6 protein-coding genes and 2 pseudogenes are annotated in these 20,938 nt (G+C 72.8%); 1 reads left to right on the top strand and 7 read right to left on the bottom strand.

Annotation, left to right across the window (positions count from 1 at the left end; genetic code table 11):
* On the top strand, positions 1-321 hold a 321-nt coding region (locus ACZ43N_RS32200; protein ID WP_468102573.1), incomplete at its 5' end, for a DNA-directed RNA polymerase subunit alpha C-terminal domain-containing protein.
* A 437-nt stretch (positions 322-758) separates the two neighbouring features.
* On the opposite strand, the gene ACZ43N_RS32195 is transcribed toward ACZ43N_RS32200, so the two are convergent.
* The 7 genes and pseudogenes from ACZ43N_RS32195 to ACZ43N_RS32165 form a co-directional block, all read right to left on the bottom strand.
* Positions 759-1,013: a Txe/YoeB family addiction module toxin gene (locus tag ACZ43N_RS32195; protein ID WP_468102572.1), complete on the bottom strand. Its 255-nt coding sequence runs from the start codon at positions 1,011-1,013 to the stop codon at positions 759-761.
* Entirely contained in the window at positions 1,010-1,294 is a 285-nt protein-coding gene (locus ACZ43N_RS32190; RefSeq protein WP_468102571.1) for a type II toxin-antitoxin system Phd/YefM family antitoxin, read from the bottom strand. Before ACZ43N_RS32190 ends, ACZ43N_RS32195 begins: the two co-directional genes overlap by 4 nt.
* A gap of 358 nt (positions 1,295-1,652) precedes the next feature.
* Positions 1,653-1,865: pseudogene (locus tag ACZ43N_RS32185) on the bottom strand (IS200/IS605 family accessory protein TnpB-related protein); the annotation flags it as partial.
* A 91-nt stretch (positions 1,866-1,956) separates the two neighbouring features.
* Positions 1,957-2,088 (bottom strand): annotated as a pseudogene (locus ACZ43N_RS32180) (transposase); the annotation flags it as partial.
* A 66-nt stretch (positions 2,089-2,154) separates the two neighbouring features.
* Positions 2,155-3,306: an alpha/beta hydrolase gene (locus tag ACZ43N_RS32175; RefSeq protein WP_468102570.1), complete on the bottom strand. Its 1,152-nt coding sequence runs from the start codon at positions 3,304-3,306 to the stop codon at positions 2,155-2,157.
* Entirely contained in the window at positions 3,303-5,843 is a 2,541-nt protein-coding gene (locus ACZ43N_RS32170) for a thioester reductase domain-containing protein (RefSeq protein ID WP_468102569.1), read from the bottom strand. The genes ACZ43N_RS32175 and ACZ43N_RS32170 overlap by 4 nt, the downstream gene beginning before the upstream one ends.
* 77 nt (positions 5,844-5,920) lie before the next feature.
* Positions 5,921-20,929: an SDR family NAD(P)-dependent oxidoreductase gene (locus ACZ43N_RS32165; RefSeq protein WP_468102568.1), complete on the bottom strand. Its 15,009-nt coding sequence runs from the start codon at positions 20,927-20,929 to the stop codon at positions 5,921-5,923.
* Positions 20,930-20,938 lie beyond the last annotated feature (9 nt).

Raw genomic sequence — 20,938 nt, 5'->3', positions numbered from 1 at the left:
GGCCCGTCCCCGACGGACGCCGCGCTCGCCGCGGACCTGGCCCTGCCGATCGAGGAGCTGGAACTCACCGTCCGCTCCTACAACTGCCTCAAGCGTGAAGGCGTCCACACCGTCGGTGAGCTCCTGACACGCTCCGAGGCCGACCTCATGGACATCCGTAACTTCGGTGCGAAGTCCATCGACGAGGTCAAGGCGAAGCTGGCCGGCCTGGGCCTGGGTCTCAAGGACTCCCCGCCCGGATTCGACCCGACCACCGCGGCCGACGCCTTCGGCACGAACAACGACACGGACGCCGGGTTCGCGGAGACCGAGCAGTACTGAACACCGCACCGGGATGGATGAAGGGGTCGGACTCCATGAGTCCGACCCCTTCTCACCTTCGCCACGCCGCGCGACGTGGCGTCATCTCATCCGCTCACACGGTGAAGCGGAGTGCCGGCGGGCCGGTGCTGACCTGCGGCGAAGCCCCGCGCAGGCCTGACCTGGGGTTCCTCGTTGGCATGCGTTGGCTTCCGACGACTGTTTACGGGCGTCCTGCGGACTGGCTGCGCACTGGCCGGGGACCCCGAAGCAGAGAAATCCATGGCACGCGGGCGGGACCCGCAACGAAACTGCACAGGTGAGCGACTCCTGGTACTCGGCCGCAACGCGGCCCGCCTCGCCGGAGGGACGTCCACGTACTGGTGTGTACGGACACCGGGAATACGCCGGGAGGCGGGTCACCCCGGTCTCATGCACTTCACCTTGCCGTTCCACGGTCAGTAGCGGTAGCGAGCGGCAAGGATGACGATGTCCTTATCGGTGACCAGGTAGACGAGACGGTGCTCATCGTCGATCCGCCTGGACCACGCCCCAGGCAAGTGATACTTGAGTGGCTCGGGCTTGCCGATCCCCGTGAAGGGGTCACGCCTGACGTCCTCGATCAGCTTGTTGATCCGCGCCAGCATCTTGCGATCGTTCTTGAGCCAGGATGTGTAGTCCTCCCAGCCCTGATCCTCGAAGACGAGCCTCACGCAGCACCCTCACGTGCCGCGTCCGGCGCGTCAGGGTCGATCAGCTCTCGCTCAGACACGTTGATGTTGGTCAAGGCGTTCTCGTATGCCTTGAGCAACCGGCGAGCGTTCGCCGGAGAGCGCAGCAGATACGAGCCCTCCCGCAGAGCCGCGTAGTCCTCGGCAGAGACGAGTACGGCGTTGCCGTGCTTGGAGACGATCTCGATGGCCTCATGATCGTCGTTGACCTTCTTGATCAGCGGAAAGAGCGCCTTGCGGGCTTCGCTCGCGGTTATCGACATGGGCTGAACTCCCTGCAGCAAGTGGTACCGAATAACGTACCACTCCCAGCCGCCTACGTCAGAAGCAATACGTGACGACTCATCAGAAAACCCGGCACCATGCCGGCCCGGCAAACAGCAAAAGGGCCGGCGCGGAATCAGCACGGGCGTACAAGCCGGCATCGAACGGTTTGGCGACTACTCGGCCAGCTTTTCCTCCCTCCGGGCGCATGCCGCGCCGCTGGACTGAACGAAGGCGGCCCCAGGCACTTGGCAGCGCTGCAGGTGCCCGTAGATGTCGAACGCCGAAGGGCTGAGAACGGCCACCGTTCCTGACTACTGAGCGGGAGTGAGTCCTGTGGCCGGAACTCATGCTCAGCCGGACGCCCCGAACGGTGTTGGGTGTCCTGGTCGCCCGCTTTCGCTCCGCGTCCGGGCGGCACGGATCGTGTCCGTGGTCCGGGAACACCGGGGCGGGGTCCCTCACGCCCCCGGATGCCCGGTGGGCCCTGGACGGTCCGATGCCCCTGCTCATCACTCCGGTGAGCAGGGGCGGTGCCGTCCGTCGCCGGACCGGGTGCCCGAGGGCGCGCCCGGTGGGGCCTGGACGGTCCGATGCCCCGCACGATCACTCCGGTCGTGCGAGGGCGGTGCCGTCCGTCGCCGGACCGGGTGCCCGAGGGCGCGCCCGGTGGGGCCTGGACGGTCCGATGCCCCGCACGATCACTCCGGTCGTGCGAGGGCGGTGCCGTCCGTCGCCGGACCGGGTGTCCGAGGGCGCGCCTTCCGATCGCCACGGCGGCCGCCTCGTGGCGCCGGGGCCCGCTCACCCGCAGCCCGCAGACCCTCCCGGTCACCTGGTGAGACAGCCGGCACGGATGTCACCGCCGCTCGTCGAGGAAGTCGAGGATGTACCCGAACACATCGAGGGCGGCGCCCCGGCCGAGGAACGTGTCCAGGTGGCCGTAGCCGGGGATCTCCCGGTAGGCCACCTCCAGTTGGGGCTGGCGGTGGGTGAGGACCTCATGGCAGAGCTTCTGTGAGTCCAGCCACAGCCCGTTCTCGCTGCCGGCCATGAGCAGGACCGGGGTGTCGATGCGTCCGGCGGCATCGAGGGCGTTCTGCGGCAAGGCCCGGTAACGGTGGTCGGTGTCGTGCCAGCGCACCACGCTCCGGGCCAGTTCGATACGGCGCAGATGCGGCACGATCCACAGCGGTGCCGGACCGAACAGATCGGCGAGCCGATCGTGGGTGGTCTCGGTCAGGTGGTTGTGGACGAAGAGCGAGATGCCCATGCCCCAGGCCGAGTTGTGCAGCATCTGGCAGGTCGGGTCCGGGCAGTCGGCCTTGCGGGAGGCCAGCGCGAACAGCGGAGTGTACTTGGACCGGAAACCGACCTTGCGGAAGTCGACCGGCACATGGTCCACGCGTTTCTTCAGCAGTTCGTGCGCTATCGACATGCTGAGCGACATGCGGCCAGCGAGCTTCGGCGTCAGGAACACGCCCTGCGAGACCACTCCCGCCAGCCCCGGGACCAGGCCCGCCGCCATGCTCATCGACAGGGCCAGCGAGCCCATGCAGTGCGCGACGACGAACAGCGGCCGGTCGCCGATGCGCTGCCGGATGTGGGCGACGGCCTCGGGGATGTCGTACAGGGAGACGTCGTCGTACGTGTACCTCCTGCCGGTCTCGCTGTAGGGGAGACGGCAGCTGCCCCGCCAGTCGAGGAGCCATGGCTCGTAACCGTCGTCCAGCAGGACGTCGACGAGGTTGCGGGTCTCGGGCAGCAGGAACATGTCGGCGGACGCGGTGTGCCCGTGCAGGAGGAGTACGGCGGGCCTGTCGCCCCGCTCGTCCCCACCGGGGCCGATTCGGGTCAGGCCGAGCCGGACACCGTCCGACGTGTGGAACGGGATCTCCTGCACGGTCGCCGGATCGAGGCGGTGGTGAAGCGGCCGGGGAAGGGCGCCCGTGCGGACCTTGCGGACGAGGGACCTGCTGCCTGACGGCCTGGGGGTCCGGGAGAGGATCATCGATTGCGCTCCGTGAGGTTCGGGGTCTGCCGCAGGTCGAGCAGGTCCGCTGCGGCTCGGGCGAACGGGCCGAGCACGCTGCGGCCCGTCTCCATGCCGAACCAGGCGAGCCAGGTCAGCTTCGCGGTCCGCTTCTCCTGGGAGGTGAGCCGCGGGTCGACCTTGATGCCGTCGATCTGGTCGCGCACATAGCTGTCGGAGGGGACGACGAGCTCCCCCTCGTATCGCGGGGGCTCGCCCTCGAGGCCGATCGTGACGGTCAGCGCCCGTGTCTGGCGCCAGACGTCACGGCGGGCGCGCATGAACTTGCGGCCCTCCAACCACCAGCTGCCGCCGTCGGCGTCGCGCAACCACAGCCGGTACAGCAGGAACGGGTGCCGTGAACCGTGCTCCAGCGGGATTCCCTCCTCCGGGCGGACCCAGGCGTCCCCGTGCTGCACCACGAGCGGCTCGGGGTGCAGGGCGGTGCAGGTCAGCTCGCCGCTGACGTCGATCCTGCGCTCCTTCACCAGCTGGTACATGCCCGCGATCGAGAGGGTGAGGGCCATCGAGCAGGGGGTGTCGGCGTCTTCGCCGACCGGGCCGACGCTGCCCTTGATCGTCTCGCGGAACCACAGATAGGGCTGGTCGTCCTTGTGCGGCAGCCGGGACAGGCCCTTGTCCGCCAGCCGCTCGAACGTCTTCAACTGGTCCCGGGCACCGTAGCGGGCCGCGGGCGGCAGGCCCAGTGCCTGGACGAGCGCGTCGGTGCGCTCGCTGATGGCCGCCGGTCCCTTGAGCGTGGCCTCGCACAGCTTGAGGGCTGTGGGGCTCTCCAGCACCCGTGTGAGGAAGTCCAGTTCGGGGACGGGCTCGGCCCGGAGCCGGGCCAGCAAATGGGCCCGCCACTCGTCCCAGTCCATGACCCGTACGTTCATTCCGCTGAGCTTCATGTCCCGTACGACGTCGTCCAGGGTGTTGGGCGCACCGGTGAGGTTGTAGTCGTAGCCCCAGGCGTCCGGTTCGCAGATGACGCCGACAGCGACACGGCTCACCCAGTCGACGGGGGCCCCGTTGAGATAGCGGAAGGCGGGCACGGTACGGAAGCGGGCGAACGCCGAGAACAGGCCGCTGCTCAGGTCCTGCGGGTTGTAGGCACCGGTGAGGGTGTGGCCGGCGATGCCGCCGGGACGCAGCGCGCTGACCACCAGACCGTGGTCGCGGGCCCGGCGCAGCGCGACCTCCGCGGCCCACTTCGTCTGGTCGTAGCCGGCGATCAGACGGTCCGCATGAGCGAGGGGGTCGTCCTCGCCCATGGCGGTGATGCCGACCTCGTTGAAGACGGCGATGGAGGAGATGTGGTGCAGCGGCTTGGGCCGGCCGGTCGCCGCGAGTTCCGCCAGGGTCAGCGTGCCGAGGACGTTGCTGCGGCGCAGCGACTGGTAGCCACGCAGGAAGTCCACGGCGGCGGCCACCCCGACGATGCTGTCCAGCTCGTGTGCGAGGGCGTTCCACAGGTTGTCGGAGAGACCGAGGCGGGGCTCGCGGATGTCGCCGGGCAGGACGGTCACCCGGCGGCGGATCTCGGCCGACCACGGAAGCTCGTAGCCGCGCAGCGCCTCGCCGAGCCGGGCGACGGCCGTCTTCTCGTCCGCCGCGCGGACCAGGCAGTAGACGTGGGCGTCGCTGTGCCGCAGCAGGTCGAGGAGCATATGGCCGCCGAGGAAGCCGGTGGCGCCGGTCAGCAGGACACGGGTGGGCGGCAGCGGTTCGGGGACGTCGGTCCACGGGAGGCGGTCGGCGAGGGCGAGGTCGGCCAGGATCTGGTCGAGGTCCTCGGGACGGGCGGTGGTGTGGGGAGCGCCGTCGGTGGTGGGGGCGGTGCGGAACGCGGGGGCCGCCGAGGGGCGGGCCACGGGGCGCCGAGTGTGCGGGGGCGACGTGGGTGCGGTGCCTGCCGCGGAGAGGGGGAGGGGGCCACGGGGGGCGGGAACCGGGAGCGGCGGGACCCGGACCGACGTGGTTCGAGGTGTGTCGGCCGTATCAGGTGTTCCGGGCGCTCCGGGCACCCCGGAAGTCGGGTGATCCCCGGGTGCTTCGGACGCTCCGACGGACCCCAGCCAGCGTGCGGCCAGGGCGCGGGGACGGGCGTCGGCGAACACCTCGTCGAGGTCGATCGTCATGCCCAGTTCGCGTTCGAGCGTGGCGACGAGCTCCACCGCGTGTACGGAGGTGCCGCCGGCGTCGAAGAAATCGGCGTCGGGTGACAGATGTCCGTCGGGCAGATAGCGGCCCGCTTCGGCCGCGATGGAGGCGGCCAGGCCGTCCACGGTCCGCGGGGGCGAGGCGGCGCCCGTGTCCGACCCCGTCCAGCCCTCGCCCGCGCCGTTCACGCTGTTCACGTCGCCCGGCGTCAGGCCGGGCTGTGCCGTGGACGTGGTCATGACCCGGGCCAGCAGGTCGCTCACGCTGAGCCCACCGCCACCCCGCTCGATCGACTCGCCGTCAGTCCGCCGCCCACCGCCGTACGCCGACGTGTCCTCGTTCACCTCACGCATGGAGCGCCCTTCACGGTGTGCTTCTGCTTCACGATGTTGTTCCTTCGCTGTTCGTCATTCCTGTTCGCCGGCGTTGTTCACCGCTGCCAGGAGCGGAACGCGCGCAGGTGCTCCGGCGTCGTGACGAGGCTCAGCCGTTCGTCGTCCTGGTCACCGCCCCCGAGGGCCGCGATCAGCCGGCGGGCCGGTACGTTGCGCGGGGTGCGTTCCGCCGACAGGCGGATCTTCGTGCAGTCCAGTTCCTCGGCGCGGTCGGCCAGCCAGCCCAGCAGCCGTTCCTCGACGCCGCGGCCCAGCGCCCGGCAGCTCATCGCCCAGCCCAGGACATCGAGCTGGTCGCCGTCGTGGCGAACGGCGATGAGTCCGATCTGGCCGTAGTCACCGAACCGGTCCCGGGCAGCCGCCGTCCAGACCTCACCGGACTGCCGCCACCGCTCCACGTCACGGCCGTCCGCCGAACGGGCCCGCATCGTGAACTGGTTGGTGCGGCGCACCAGTTGCTCGGCCCGCTGGACGCCGTCCTCCGTCAGTTCCCGGATGTCGACCTCAAGACCCAGCTGGGCGAGGAACTCCTCGAACCCGTTGCCCTCGCGTACGGCGTCGCGCTCCCGCTCCTGCTCGTAGAACCGGGCCCGCTGGGCGTCCTCCGCCGTGGCGGCGACCGGCACCAGCGGCCACAACCGGCCCAGGAATTCCTCCAGTTCGCCTGCCGGCGGGCAGGTCACGGACAGTACCTCCGGCAGCGCCGCACGCACGCCCGCGATCTCGACCGGGTTGTCGTCCAGGAACAGGAAGCTGTCCGTCCCGAGGTTCAGCTTCCGTGCCGCGTCCGCCAGACGACCCGACTTGGGACCCCAGGTCGCCGAGAGCACACTGAAGTGCTCCTCCTTGAGCAGGCTGTCCGGGCGGTTCAGGACCGCTCGTACGGTGCTCTCGTCGTTGTTGCTGACCAGGACCAGCAGGGTGCCCGCGTCCCGCCACTGCAGGAGCCTGCGGGCGAGGAGAGCACGCGGACCCGTGAGGTCCACCGCTTCCGGGCCGTCCTCCCCGGCCACACCGCTCCACAGGGTCTCGTCGCCGTCCACCGCGATCACCTTCGGCGCGGGGCGCCGCACGGCTCGTGCGACGTCCGCCAGGGTCAGGGCCACCGCCGCCTGGAAGGGAGGTGTGAAGGGGAGATGGGCGAGCTGCTCGGTGCGGGGGTCGAAGATCTCGTCCACGGTGTGGTGCCGGGTCCAGTCGTCGGGCCGCAGCACCGCGATGCCGGGCGTCTCGGACAACTCGTCGGCGATCTCCTGTTCCCAGCGAGCCAGCCGTTCGTCCTGGGCGGACGTCGGCAGGAAGCCGACGACCAGGGGCTTACGGGTCCGCTCGACCAGGGACCGCAGGGCCTTCGGGTACTGGGCGCGCAGTTCGGCCAGGAGCGTGTCGTCGACCGGGCCGAAGCGCTCCAGGTCCGCTGCCCGCAGCAGGACCGTACCCAACCGCGCCGACGGGTCGGCGAAGACACCGGCGGGGTCGTGCAGGCTTGCCAGTACCTGGTGGTAGGGGGCTTCCGCCACCGTGAGCGGGTCGCCGGCCGGGGTCCCGGCGCCGAGGGCCGCCTCGCACATCGCCGGGAGGTTGCCGAGAGCGAAGGTGGCGGCGAGGGCGAGGGACGGGCGGGGGGCCGGGGCCGGGCGTGCGGGGACGGCGGGGTCCCCGGCCGCCTCCGCGAGCAGGCGCAGGTACTCCTCCCCCAGTGCGGTGGTGGCCGCCCCGTCGAGGATGTCGAGGTTGTGGTCGAGCCGGATCCAGCCCGCGTCCGGGATCATCGTGATCATCAGGTCGAGGTCGGTGTGGCCCGTTCCGACCGGCAAGATGGCCAGCCGGTCGAACCGGCCACCGCCCGAGGCCCGTACGAAGTTGAAGTACACCTCGACGAGCGGTGCGTTCGCCCGGTGGAGCCCCTGCGCGGCGAGCGTGGGCAGCACGTCGGAGAACATGGCGCCTTGCGTGAGCACCCGGTTGAGGCGGCTGTCGGTGCGGCGCATCACCTCCGCGACCGACTCCTCGGCGCGGGCCTCGGCCGGGAACGGCACCGGCACTCCGAAGAAGCCGATCGCGTCGTACGCGTCGGCGTGGATGCGGGTGTCCACGGGGACGGCCAGGACGAAGCGGTCCCGCTGCCGCTCGCGGGCGAGGAGCACGGTCAGGGCGCCCAGACAGAAGGCGGCCGGAGTGATCGCCAGTCGGCTCGCCCGCTGCGACACCCGTTCCATCAGCTGGTCGGGGATCGCCAGGGTCACGCTGCCGGCCCGGAAGGACCGTGCCGCGGGGCGCGGCCCGGACAGCTCCAGGTCGAGCCGGGCGCTGCCGTCGAACGCGGCGCGCCACTCGGCCGCCCCCGGGTCGGGGGAAGCGTCCCCGGTCTGCTGCGCCTCGATGAGCAGGTCGATGTCCCGGTTGGTGACGGTGTCGTCCAGAGGGGTGCCGGAGAGTTCGGCGTCGATCTCGGTCGCGACGAGCAGGAGCGACTGCAGGTCGCTCACCGCGTGGTGGGCGCCGAAGACCAGGATCTGGCCGCTCTCGTCACCGCCGTCGAGCAGCTCGAAACGCCACAGGGAGGGGACGGTGAGATCGAACGGTGGCTCCAGCAGCGCCCGCAGTCGCTCACCGGCGTCCACGGTGGCGTCCACCGTCGTCCGGCGCAGCAGCGGCCCGGCCGCCTTCCGGTCCACCCGCAGCTGCCGCTCACGTCCCGTGCCGCCGACGATCGCCGTACGCAGTGCCGCGTGCCGTGCCGCCAGCCGGTGCAGGATCTCCGACAGCGTGTCGCCGGTGGTCGGCGTCGTCAGCCGTACGGCAAGGCCGAGGGCGTGGGCGGCGCTCGGCACGCCCTGCTGAGCCGTGCGCAGCAGACGTACGACATCCCGGGTCGCGGGCCGCAGTTCGGTGTCGGCCACCTCGGGCCGGGCCGTCCCGGCGGCGATGCCGGCCGCCGGTTCCCCGCCCGCCGGGGCGGTGGTGACCTGCTCGGGCAGGGCCTCGCCAAGGACGCGGACGAGGCTGCGGATGTCGGCGGCCGAGAACATGGTGGCGGCGGGCAGTTGGACGTTCAGGTCACGGACGAAGGAGTTGCGCAGCCTGACCAGCATCAGGGAGTCCAGGCCCAGTTCCTTCAGGGCGGTGGTCGGGGACAGTTCGGTGGCCCCGCCCGAGACTTCGCCGATCCGAGCCCGTACATAGGCTTCGAGACGTTCGGCGCGGTCCTGGTCCCCGGTGGCCGTGAGCACCTTCGCGGCCAGGTCGTCCGAGCCTTCCGGGGCGTCGCCCGTCAGGACGCCGACGACATCACCGAGGATCGGCAGGGCCCGTACCAGGTCCGGGTCGTGGGCGAGGACTTCCCGGTCCAGGGCGACGGGGGCGAGCTGGCGGCGGCCGAAGGACAGCACCCGCTCGAACAGTTCGCCGCCGTCCTGCGGGGAGAGGCCGGCCAGTCCGGACCGGCTGGTCGAGGCGGCCCGGACACCGGACTCGGCGACCATGCCGACACCGGTCCACGTGCCCCAGTCGAGGCTGAGCGCCGCGCGTCCGGGGTGGGAGAGATGGTGTGCCCAGGCGTCGAGGAAGGCGTTCGCCGCCGAGTAGGGGCTCTGACCAGCCGAGCCGAACAGGCCGGCCACGGAGGAGAAGAGCACGAGGCTCTCGGCCTCGGGGACCAGTTCGGTGAGCAGGGCGGTGCCCAGCACCTTGGGAGCGAGGACCCGCAGGACACGCTCGTCGGTCAGGTTGGGCACTGTGGCGTCGTCCAGCACACCGGCCGCGTGCACGACACCCGTGATCGGCCCGAGCGAGGTGCGTACGGCGTCCAGCGCGGCGGTCAGACCGGCACGGTCGGCCACGTCCGCGCGGGCCAGGTACACGCTCACTCCGCGCTCTTCGAGTGCCGTGATCCAGCCGGCGGCCTCGGACGAGGGGATGCCGCGGCTCATCAGGGCCAGCCGCCGGGCGCCGAGCCGTACCAGCCGCTCGGCGACGACCCGCCCGAGTCCGCCCAGACCACCGGTGATCAGATATGTGCCGTCCGGGCGGATCCGGATGCCCCCCGTGTCACCGGTGTCGTCCGGGCGGGCACGAGCCAGCCGGGGCACCAGGCGCCCGGTGTCGCGCAGGGCGACCAGGCGTTCGTCGTCGGCGTGGCGCAGCTGTGTCCACAGGGCCTCGGTACCGCCGTCGGACGGCAGGTCGACCAGCGTGACCGACAGCTCCGGGTACTCCTGCGCCACCGCGAGACCGAAGCCCCAGGCGAGCGCCTGCTCCGGGCGGGTCACCTCGGCACTGCCCCCGGCGGCCTGACTGCCCCGTACGACCATGAACAGGCGGGGCGAACGGTCCCGGGGACGGTCGGCGAGCGCCCGCACCAGGTGCAGGGCGCCAAGGACACCCAGCCGGGCGGCCTCCGCCGCCGTGTCGGCCGAATCGACGGCCGGGGCGTCGAGCGCGGACAGCAGCACCACCCGCTCGGGCGTCCCCCCGTCCCCGAACGCCTCGTCCAGCAGACGGGACATGTGCTCCGGGTTCAGCGGGTCGAGGAGGTACCGACCGGGAGCCTCGGCTGTGAACGTCGTGGACCTGCCGGCCACGACGTGCGGTGCGTCGCCCAGGCGCGCCGAGAGTTCGGCGGCCACGCCCGTGTCGTCGGCGAGGATCAGCCACGGGCCGCGCGTCTGCGGCCCCTGAGGGGCGGGCCGGGGCTGCCAGCGGGTCTCGAAGAGGGCCTGGTCGAGTGGGGACAGCGCGGCCAGCACGAACTCCTCGATCTCCAGCAGGGGGCGCTCCTGCTCGTCCAGGACGCCGATGTCCAGGGTGACGCGGTCACCGTCCACCGTGCGCAGCCGGCAGACCGTCCAGGCCGGTGTGGTGCCCGGACCGGTGAAGCGGAGCCGCCCGAGCCCGGCCGGCACGAACGTCCTGCCGGACGGTGTGTCACCGGGCAGGCCCACCACCTGGAGGGCCGCGTCGAGCAGCGCCGGGTGCAGGAGGTGTCCGCCGGCCGTCTGCCCGGCCAGCCGACCCAGCGCCTGGCGCGGTCCCGCCCAGCCTTCCCTGACGAGGCGGAAGGCGGGGCCGTAGTCGAGGCCGGCGGCGGTGAAGGCGGTGTAGAGGGCGGGCGCGTCGACCGGGTCGGCGCACTCCTTGCGCAGCGCGGTCGGCGTCAGACCGGTGAGGGGCTCGGCGGCGCCGGCGGCGGGGCCGACGCGGCCGGTGACGTGCGGTGTCCACGGGCCGGGGCGGCGCCGCTGGGCGGTGGCGGCCGCGGTCGGCCGGGAGGCGATGCTGAAGGCACGGGAGCCGTCCGCCTCCGGCCGTAGGACCAACTGCAGCTGGACCGGCGTCTCGGCCTCAAGACGGAGCGGCCCTACGAACCCGACATCGGTCAGCCGCAGTTCCCCGCTGTCGCCGCTGCCGGTGCAGTCCCCGCTGTCCGGGAGCATGGACGCCGCTTCGAGCGCCATCTCCAGGAACGCGGCGGCGGGCAGCCAGACCTCGCCGGAGACCCGGTGGTCGGCCAGATAGGCGAAGCGGGCGTCGCGCAGGTCGAGCGTGGTCTGGAAGACGTGCCGGTCGGGTTCGTCGCTCGGCTCGACGTGCGTGCCGATCAGGGGCGTACCCGGGATCCCGGCGGTTCCGGCGGCCTGGGCCGGGGCGGGCGTCAGCCAGTGCCGCTCGCGGGTGAAGGGGTAGGTGGGCAGGTCGACCCGGTTCCCCGAGGGGAACGCCACGGACCAGTCCGGAGTGTGACCGGCCACGTAGAGCTCGCCTGCCCGGCGCAGCAGACCCCCCATGTCACCGTCGTGGCGGCGCAGCGAGCCGACCGTCACCGCGGCCACGCCCTCCGCGGCGGCGATCTCCTCGATCGACGCGCCCAGCGACGGATGCGGGCTCAACTCGACGAAGTACCGGTAGCCGTCGGCCAGCATGCGCCCGATGGTGTCGGCGAACCGCACCGGCTCGCTCAGGTTGGCGTACCAGTAGTCCGCGTCGAGCAGTTCACCGGGCACCGGCTCGGCCAGCACCGACGAGTAGACGGGCACGTGCGGTTGGCCACCGGTGACATCCGCGAGCGCGTCCAGGAGTTCCGCGCGTACGGCTTCCATCCGGGGGCTGTGCGAGGCGAACGGCGTGCTCAGCCCATGGACCTTGATCCCCCGCTCCTCGCACTCCCGCCGCAGCCGCGCCAGCGCGTTCACGTCACCGGAGACCGCCGTGGAGTGCGTGCTGTTGACGGCGCCGACGAACAGTCCGTCCTCGTACGGGGCCAGCAACGCCTCGACCTCCACCCGGGGGAGCCCCACGGCCAGCATTCCGCCCCGGCCCACCAGCGGTGCCACGGCGGCGGCCCGCCGGGTCACCACGGCGGCCGCGTCGTCCAGCGACAGCGCGCCCGCCGCGTACGCGGCGGCGATCTCGCCCATGCTGTGTCCGATCACCGCGTCCGGCGAGACCCCGAGGGCCCGCCAGGCGGCGGCCAGCGCGGCGTTCACCGCGAACAGCACCGGCTGCAGCACCTCCGTTCGGCCGAAGGCGGCTTCGGCGTCAGCCCGGCCCAGTACGTCGACGACCGACCATCCGGCATGGCGCCGGACCGCCTCGTCGATGCGGAGCAGTTCCTCCTGGAACGCCTCGGATCCGGCCATCAGCTCCGTGCCCATGCCGGGCCACTGGCCGCCGTGACCCGAGAACACGAACGCGACCCTGCCGTCCACCCCGGCGGGGGAGTCCGGCAGTCGGACCTGCCCCGCCGCCAGCGCGTGCAGTTCCGCGAGCAGTCCGTCCCGGTCGTCGGCGACCACGGCCGCGCGCCGCTCGAAGTGACTGCGGTGCCGGGCCAGCGTGAACGCCACGTCCTGCGGCGGCAGTTCGGCCCCAAGCGTGCCGTCGGCCCCGGGCGTTCCCTCGGTCGGGGCCGGCCGCTCGGTCAGTCGCTCGGCCAGCTGTGCCGCCTGGGCGCGCAGGGCGGTGTCGTCGCGGGCGGAGAGCACGAACAGCCCGGGTCGTCCTGCGGCGGGCAGGGCGGACCCGGCAGACACGGTGACCTGCGGGGTGGTCGGCGGGGCGATGGGCGGTGTGGTCCGGGGGGCGGCCTGTGGGGCTTCCTCCACGATCACGTGCGCGTTGGTGCCGCTGATCCCGAACGAGCTGATCCCGGCCCGCCGTATCCGTCCACCGTCCGCCGGCCAGGCGACCTCCTCCTGAAGCAGCCGCAGCCCGCTGTGCTCCCAGTCCACATGGCGGGTCGGTGTGTCCGCGTGAAGGGTCCTCGGCAGGGTGCGGTGCCGCAGCGACTGAACGACCTTGATCAGTCCGACGATGCCCGAAGCCGCCTGCAGATGCCCGATGTTGGATTTCAGCGAGCCCAGATGGAGCGGCCGGCCCTCGGGACGGGAGCCGTCGAACACCGCCGCCAGGGCGTTCGCCTCGATCGGGTCCCCCAGGGCCGTACCCGTGCCGTGCGCCTCGACGAAGTCGATGTCCCCGGGGGTCAGCCCGGACTGTTCCAGCGCGCGTCGGATCACCTGCTCCTGCGCCGGACCGTTGGGGGCGCTCAGCCCCTGACTCTGGCCGTCCTGGTTGACCGCCGTGCCGCGCAGTACGGCGAGCACCTCGTCGCCGTCCCGCCGTGCGTCGCTCAGCCGCTTCAGCACGACCATGCCGCCGCCCTCGCCCCACACGGCGCCGTCGGCGTCGTCGGAGAAGGACCGGCAGCGGCCCGTCGGGGACAGTCCGCGCAGCCGGCTGAACTCGACGAACACCTGCGGCGTGACCATCAGCGTCACACCGCCGGTGAGCGCGAGGTCGCACTCGCCCGAACGCAGCGCCTGCGCCGCCAGATGCAGCGCCACCAGCGACGACGAGCACGCCGTGTCCACCGTCAGCGCCGGCCCGTGCAGCCCCAGGGAGTAGGCGAGCCGGCCGGACGCCACGCTCAGCGCGGAACCCGTGCCGACATAGCCGTTGAACTGGTCGAGTGGGGAACCGGCCAGGTATTCGCTGCCGAACAGCCCGAGATAGACCCCCGTGGTGCTGCCCGCGAGGTCCGCGGGCACGATCCCGGCGCGCTCCAGCGCTTCCCAGGCCATCTCCAGCAGCAGGCGCTGCTGCGGGTCCATCGCTGCCGCCTCGACCGGGGTGATCCCGAAGAAGGGCGCGTCGAAGGAGTCGATCCCGTCGAGGAAACCGCCCTCCCGGCCGTATGACTTGCCCACCGCCTCCGGATCCGGGTCGTACAGCGAGTCCACGTTCCAGCGCTCCGCCGGGAACGGGCCCACCGCGTCCCGACCCTCCGCGACGAGCCTCCACAGCCCCTCGGGGTCACGGACTCCGCCGGGCACCCGACAAGCCATGGAGACCACGGCCACCGGCTCGTCGGTCGTGGGTGCCGGCACGGGCGGCCGTACGGCGTCGGGCGCGGTCGGCGTGGTGTCGTCGGCCTCGGCCCCGGGCAGGTTCCGCAGCAGGTACTGGGCGAGCCGGGCCGGTGTGGGGTGGTCGAACAGCAGCGTCGCCGGGAGCTTCTGGCCGAGGCGGGCGCCGAGGCGGTTGCGGAGTTCGACGGCGAGGAGCGAGTCGAGGCCGAAGTCACGCAGGGGTCGGCCGAGGTTCACGGATTCCGCCGCGTCCAGGCCCAGCACACCGCGGATCTGCTCCTGGACCAACGCGGTGATCTGGTCGGCCCGTTCGGACGCGGGAAGGCGGGACAGCCGGTCCGCGAGGCCTGTGTCGGCCGCCTGTCCGGCGGTGACGGCGGCCCGGCGGGTCCGGGCGGGCACCCGGACCAGGTCGCGGAGCACGGGCGGAAGGGGGCCGGTGAGGCGGCCGGTGTCGAGCTTCGCGGGGGCCAAGGCGGCAAGGCCGGTGCTCAGCGCGGTGTCGAGGAGGGCCATCCCCTCCTCGGCGCTGAGCGCGCCGGTGCCCGCCCGTGTCAGCCGGCGCAGCTCCGCCTCGCCGAGGTGACCGGTCATCCCGCCGCGCGGTGCCCACAGGCCCCAGGCGAGCGACACCGCGGGCAGCCCGGCCGACCGCCGTCGCTCGGCGAGCGCGTCGAGTGCGGCGTTCGCGGACGCGTAGTTGGCCTGGCCCGCGTTGCCGACCACCCCTGCCAGCGAGGAGAACAGGACGAACCATGCCAGGTCCAGACCGGCCGTCAGCTCGTGCAGCACCACTGCGGCATCGGACTTGGGGCGGGCCACGGTGGTCAGGCGTTCCGGCGTGAGCTCCTCGATCACACCGTCGTCGAGGACACCGGCCGCGTGAATCACCGCCGTCAGCGGATGCTCCCCGGGTATGCCCGCGAGGAGCGAGGCGACCGCGTCCCGGTCGGCGACGTCACATGCGGCCACCGACGCCGTGGCGCCGAGTCCGCCGAGCTCCTCGGTGAGTGCGCGCATGCCGTCGGCATCCATGCCGCGTCGGCCGACGAGGAGCAGATGGCGGGCGCCGTGCCGCGTCACCAGATGCCGGGCCACCAGCCGGCCCAGGGTGCCGGTGGCGCCGGTGATCAGTACGGTGCCGTCCGGGTCGAGCGGCACCGGGACCGTCAGGACGATCTTGCCGACGTGCTGTGCCCGGCTCATGTGCCGGAACGCCTCCGGGGCCCTGCGCACGTCCCACACCGTGAGCGGCGCCAAGGTCAGCGCGCCGCCCTCGCCGAACAGCCGCAGCACCTCGGCGAGCATCTGCCCGAGCCGCTCGTGCCCCGCCTCCCACAGATCGAAGGCACGATAGGACGTGCCGGGGTACCGGTCGGCCATCTCGTCCGCGTCCCGGACGTCTGTCTTGCCCATCTCGACGAACCGGCCGCCGTCGGCCAGCGTCCGCAGCGACGCGTCCACGAACTCGCCCGCGGGCGAGCCGAACACGACATCCACGCCCCGTCCGTCCGTCGCCGCCCGCACCCGCCGTTCGAAATCCAGGTCGCGGGAGGACGCGATATGAGTCTCGTCGAGGCCCTGGGCCCGCAGCACGCCCCACTCCCCGGGACTCGCCGTGGCGAACACCTCGGCCCCGAGATGCCGGGCGAGCCGCACCGCCGCCATGCCCACCCCGCCGGCCGCGGCATGGATCAGCACGGAGTCCCCGGCCCGCAGACCGGCCAGCTCCACCAGACCGTAGTACGCGGCCACGTACGCCACCGGCACCGCCGCCGCCTGCGCGTACGACCAGCCGTCCGGGATGTGTACCAGCGTCCGGTGGTCCGCCACGACCACCGGACCGAACGCGTCCCTGGGCACCAGACCCATGACTCGGTCGCCGGCCGCGAGGCCATGCACCTCCGGGCCGACCTCCGTCACCACGCCCGCGATCTCTCCGCCGAGGCCCCGGCCGTCGACCATGCCGAGGGTGGTCACCACGTCGTGGACGTTCAGACCGGCGGCGCGTACGGCGATCCGGACCTCGCCCGTCCCCAGGGGCCGGTCGGCGTTGTCGTGGGGGACGACTGCGAGGCCGTCCGGCGTCCCGTCGCCGGTGGCCTCCAGACGCCAGTGCGACGCTCCGTCGTCCGGGACCACCAGTGTCCCGCGGCCCGTCAGCGGGGCCAGCCGCGGCGCGAACGGCTTCCCGCCGCGTACGGCGAGTTGGTGCTCGCCCGTGCCCAGGGCGGTCGCGAGCGCGGGCCGCCACTCGTCCGACCCGTCGTCGAGGTCCACGAGCACGAACCGGCCCGGGTGCTCGGACTGCGCCGAGCGCACCAGCCCCCATACGGCCGCCTGCGCCGGATCAGGGGCGTGGTCGCCGGGGCCGGTGGTGACCGCGTGGCGGGTGACCAGCAGCAGCGGGGTGTCGGCTGAGAGGCAGGAGCGCATTCCGGCCAGCGCCTCGGTGACGTCGGGGCGGATGAGGACGGCCGTTTCCGGAGCTCTGTGGTCCGCGGCGGTGGCTTGCGGCGCGGTGGCTTGCGGGGCCGTGGGGTGCGGCGCGGTGGCGTGCGGGGCCGTGTGGTCCGGGGCGGTTGTCTCCGCGGCGACCGGTGCCGCGGGGGTCCACTCCACCTCGGTCCACGCCACCTTGTACAGCGAGTCGAGCCGAGGGGCCGGGAGGGCGCCGCCGGACAGCTCGCGCAGGGCGAGGGAGTCCACCGTGACCACGGGCGCGCCCGTGGCGTCGACGGCGAGCAGGGCGAACTCGCGGTCCCCCGTGCTGCGCAGCCGCACCCGCAGCCGGGACGCGTCCGTCGCGTGCAGCCGGACGCCGGACCAGCTGAACGGCAGCAGGGCCCGGGACTCGTCGTGGCCCCCGGCCCGCAGCGCGTGCAGTGCCGCGTCCCACAGGGCTGGGTGCAGGCCGAAGCGGTCCACGCCGTCCACGTGTTCGGGAAGCGCCACCTCGGCGTAGATGTCGCCGTCCGAGCGCCATACGGCACCGAGTCCCCGGAAGGCCGGGCCGTATCCGTAGCCGTCCTCGCGAAGCCGGTCGTACAGGTCGTCGACGGGGAGCGGCAGGGCGCCGGGCGGCGGCCACTGGCCGAGGTCATCGGCGGGGACCGCCGGCCCGGCGGCCAGGGTGCCGGAGGCATGCCGGGTCCAGGTCCGGCTCCCGGCCGAGGCGTCGGAGCAGGAGGACACGCTGAGCGGGCGGCGGCCGTCGGCGTCGGGCGCCTCCACCCACACCTGGACACGTACGGCGTCGCCCGGAGCGAGTACCAGCGGGGCGTGCAGGGTCAGTTCTTCGACGACCGGACAGCCGGCCTGGTCCCCGGCGCGGACCGCCATCTCGGCGAAGGCCGTTCCGGGGAGCAGGACGGTGCCGTTGACGGTGTGGTCGACGAGCCAGGGACGAGTACCCGGCGACAGCACTCCGGTGAGCAGCCACTGGTCGGTGCCGGCCACGGCGACCGCGGCGCTCAGCAGGGCGTGCCCGGTGTTCTCCAGGCCGGCGGCGGTGACGTCCGAGCCGCCGTGGTCCGCGGGGTCCAGCCAGTGCCGGCTGCTCTGGAAGGCGTAGGTCGGAAGGCCGACGACCGGTCCCGGGGCGACCAGCCGATGCCAGTCCACCGGTCGTCCGTGGACGTGGAGTTCGGCGGCGGCCCGGTCCAGACAGGCGGGCCCGTCCTCGTGCCGGCGCAGGGAACCGACCGCGACCAGTTCCCGGTCCGTGTCCTCGGCGACGGTCCGCAGGGCGGTGAGGAGGGCGGGGTGCGGGCTCAGCTCGACGAAGTAGCGGTAGCCGTCGGCGGCCATGCGCTCCACGGTGGGGGCGAAGCGGACCGGTTCACGCAGGTTGCGGTACCAGTAGTCGGCCTCCAGCTCCTCGGTCACCCGCTCTCCGGTGACGGTGGAGTACCAGTCGACCGAACCGGGGAGGGCCACCACCCCGTCGAGTTCCTCGAGGATCGTCTCCCGCACCGGCTCGACGCGGGCGCTGTGGGAGGCGTAGTCGACATCGATACGGCGGACGAACACCTGCTGCCGGTCGAGGTCGGCGAGGAGGGCTTCCAACGCTTCCACCTCGCCGGCGATCACCGTCGACCTGCCGCTGTTGATCGCGGCGACGGAGACCCTGCCGTCGAGGGCGGCGAGGTGTGCCGCCACCTCGTCGTGCGGCAGAGCCACCACCGCCATGGTGCCGGTGCCGGCGACCCCGGTCAGGGCCTGGCTGCGCAGGGCGACCACGGCCGCCGCGTCGTTGAGGCTGAGCGCCCCCGCGACACAGGCGGCGGCCACCTCGCCCTGGCTGTGCCCGATCACGGCGTCGGGGCGTACCCCGCGGGTCCGCCACACGGCGGCCAGCGAGACCATGACGGCGAAGAGCACCGGCTGGACGACATCGACCCGGTCCAGCGGCGGGGCTCCGGTGCCGCCGCGCAGGACCGTGGCCACCGACCAGCCGGTGAAGGGGCGCAGCGCGGCGTCGCAGCGGTCGAGTTCGTCCGCGAACACCGGGTCACGGTCGAGCAGATCGCGGGCCATACCGGCCCACTGGGAACCCTGGCCGGGAAAGACGAAGGCCACCTTTCCCGGGGGAAGGAGCTGCCCGGGGCCGACGACCGTGTCCCTTTCGTCCCGTCCCTCGGCCAGGTCGGCCAGAGCGGTGAGGAGTTCGTCGGAGTGGGCCGCCTGGACGACGGCACGGTGCTCGAAGTGCGTACGGTGATGGGCGAGCGTCCCGGCGACCTCGGGCAGGGACGTCCGCGGTTCGGCCGCGAGGGCGTCGAGCAGGCGGGCGGCCTGCCCGCGCAGGGCGGGGAGGGTACGAGCGGACAGGGGGAAGAGCAGCGGGGCGGCGGGTACGGCGTCGGGCCTGTCGTCAGCAGCGGGGCCGGCGGGCGGGTGTGGGGTGGACGTGGGGGCGACGGATGTGGCCTCGTCGGCGGTGGGTTCGGTGGACGTGGGTCCGTCCGTGGCCGGGCCAGTGGCCGTGACCGGGGCTTCGACGGGCATCGGCTGTCCGGCCCGGTTCGGCCGCCGCGCGTCCGTCAGGTCCGCAGGCGCCTCTTCCAGGACGACGTGGGCGTTGGTGCCGCTGATGCCGAAGGCGCTGACGCCTGCCCGCCGTACCCGGTGACCGTCGCGCGGCCAGGCCTGGGCGCGGCTGTGCACGCACAGGCCGCTGTCCGCCCAGTCGACGTGCTCGGTCGGCGTCCCGGCGTGCAGGGACGCGGGAAGCAACTCCTCGCCGAGGGCCAGGACCGTCTTGATGACGCCGCCGATGCCCGCCGCCGCCCCCATGTGCCCGATGTTGGACTTCAGCGAGCCCACACCCAGGGGCTGTCCGGCGGGACGTTCCGGCCCGAACACCGCGGCGAGCGCCCGGCCCTCGATGGGGTCCCCGAGCTTCGTTCCGGTGCCGTGGGCCTCGACGTAGTCGACGTCGTGCGGCGCGATGCCGGCGGCGTCCAGGGCCGCGCGCACCACCCGTGCCTGGGCGAGGCCGTTGGGTGCGCTGATCCCCTGACTGCGGCCGTCCTGGTTGACCGCGGACCCCTTGACGACCGCGAGCACGCGGTCGCCGTCCCGGCGTGCGTCGCCCAGCCGCTTGAGCAGCACGAGACCGCAGCCCTCGGCCCACACGACACCGTCGGCCCCGGTCCCGAACGGGCTGCACGTCCCGGACGGAGACAGGCCGCGCAGCCGGCTGAACTCGACGTGGCCCCGCGCGGAGACCAGGAGCGTCACACCGCCCGCCAGCGCGAGGTCGCACTCACCGGCGGCCAGCGCGCGTGCGGCCAGATGCAGGGCGACCAGCGAGGAGGAGCAGGCGGTGTCCACGGTCACGGCCGGCCCCTGCAGACCCAGGGTGTACGCGATACGGCCGGAGGCCACGCTGGACGCCGAGCCCGTACCCACGTGCCCGTCCAACTGGTCCAGGCCGGCCGCCGCCAGGTATCCGCTCTCGTACAGACCGACGTAGACACCCGTGGAGCTGCCGTTCAGTGTCTCGGGAACGATGCCGGCGCGCTCGATCGCCTCCCAGGAGGTCTCCAGCAGCAGCCGCTGCTGAGGGTCCATCGCGGCGGCCTCGCGGGATGAGATCCCGAAGAAGGAGGCGTCGAAGCGGTCGATGCCCGGGAGGAAGCCGCCGCGCAGGCTGTACGCCTTGCCGGTGGCGTCGGGATCGGGGTCGTAGAGCTCCGCGACGTCCCAACGGCCCTGAGGTGCCTCCGAGATGACGTCCGCACCGTCGACGAGCAGTCTCCACAACGCCTGCGGGGTGTCCGCTCCGCCCGGGAACCGGCAGGCCATGGAGACGATCGCGACGTCGTCCGCGACGGCGGGTGGGTCCTTCGGCACGGCGGGCGACATCGCGGCTGCCGCGGTCCCCGCCGGGTCGTCGTCGAGGACGGCCTCGGCGATCGACGCGACGGTGGGGTGGTCGTACAGCAGGGACGGGTCCAGCGGGCGGCCGACGAGCGAGGAGAGGCCCGCGGCCAGGGAGACCAACTGACGTGATCCCAAGCCGTATTCGGCGATGGGCCGGTCCGGCCGGACATCGGCCGGGTCGAGAGCCCCGTGCTCGGCGATGGCCGTCGCGAGCCAGGCGCGGACGCCTTCCGCGGTCGTGGGGGACGGGGCGGATGCGTGCTTCCGGGAATCGTGCTCAGGCATGTGGGAAGA

The organism is Streptomyces sp. NPDC030814 (genome assembly GCF_055572155.1).
Note: the sequence above shows the minus strand (reverse complement) of the source record. Positions and strands in the feature narration are given on the sequence as shown.

Bases quoted from the DNA above. Each gene is read 5' to 3' on its own strand.
- ACZ43N_RS32190 (WP_468102571.1), bottom strand. From the start codon at position 1,294: ATGTCGATAACCGCGAGCGAAGCCCGCAAGGCGCTCTTTCCGCTGATC.
- ACZ43N_RS32175 (WP_468102570.1), bottom strand. From the start codon at position 3,306: ATGATCCTCTCCCGGACCCCCAGGCCGTCAGGCAGCAGGTCCCTCGTC.
- ACZ43N_RS32170 (WP_468102569.1), bottom strand. From the start codon at position 5,843: ATGCGTGAGGTGAACGAGGACACGTCGGCGTACGGCGGTGGGCGGCGG.
- ACZ43N_RS32165 (WP_468102568.1), bottom strand. From the start codon at position 20,929: ATGCCTGAGCACGATTCCCGGAAGCACGCATCCGCCCCGTCCCCCACG.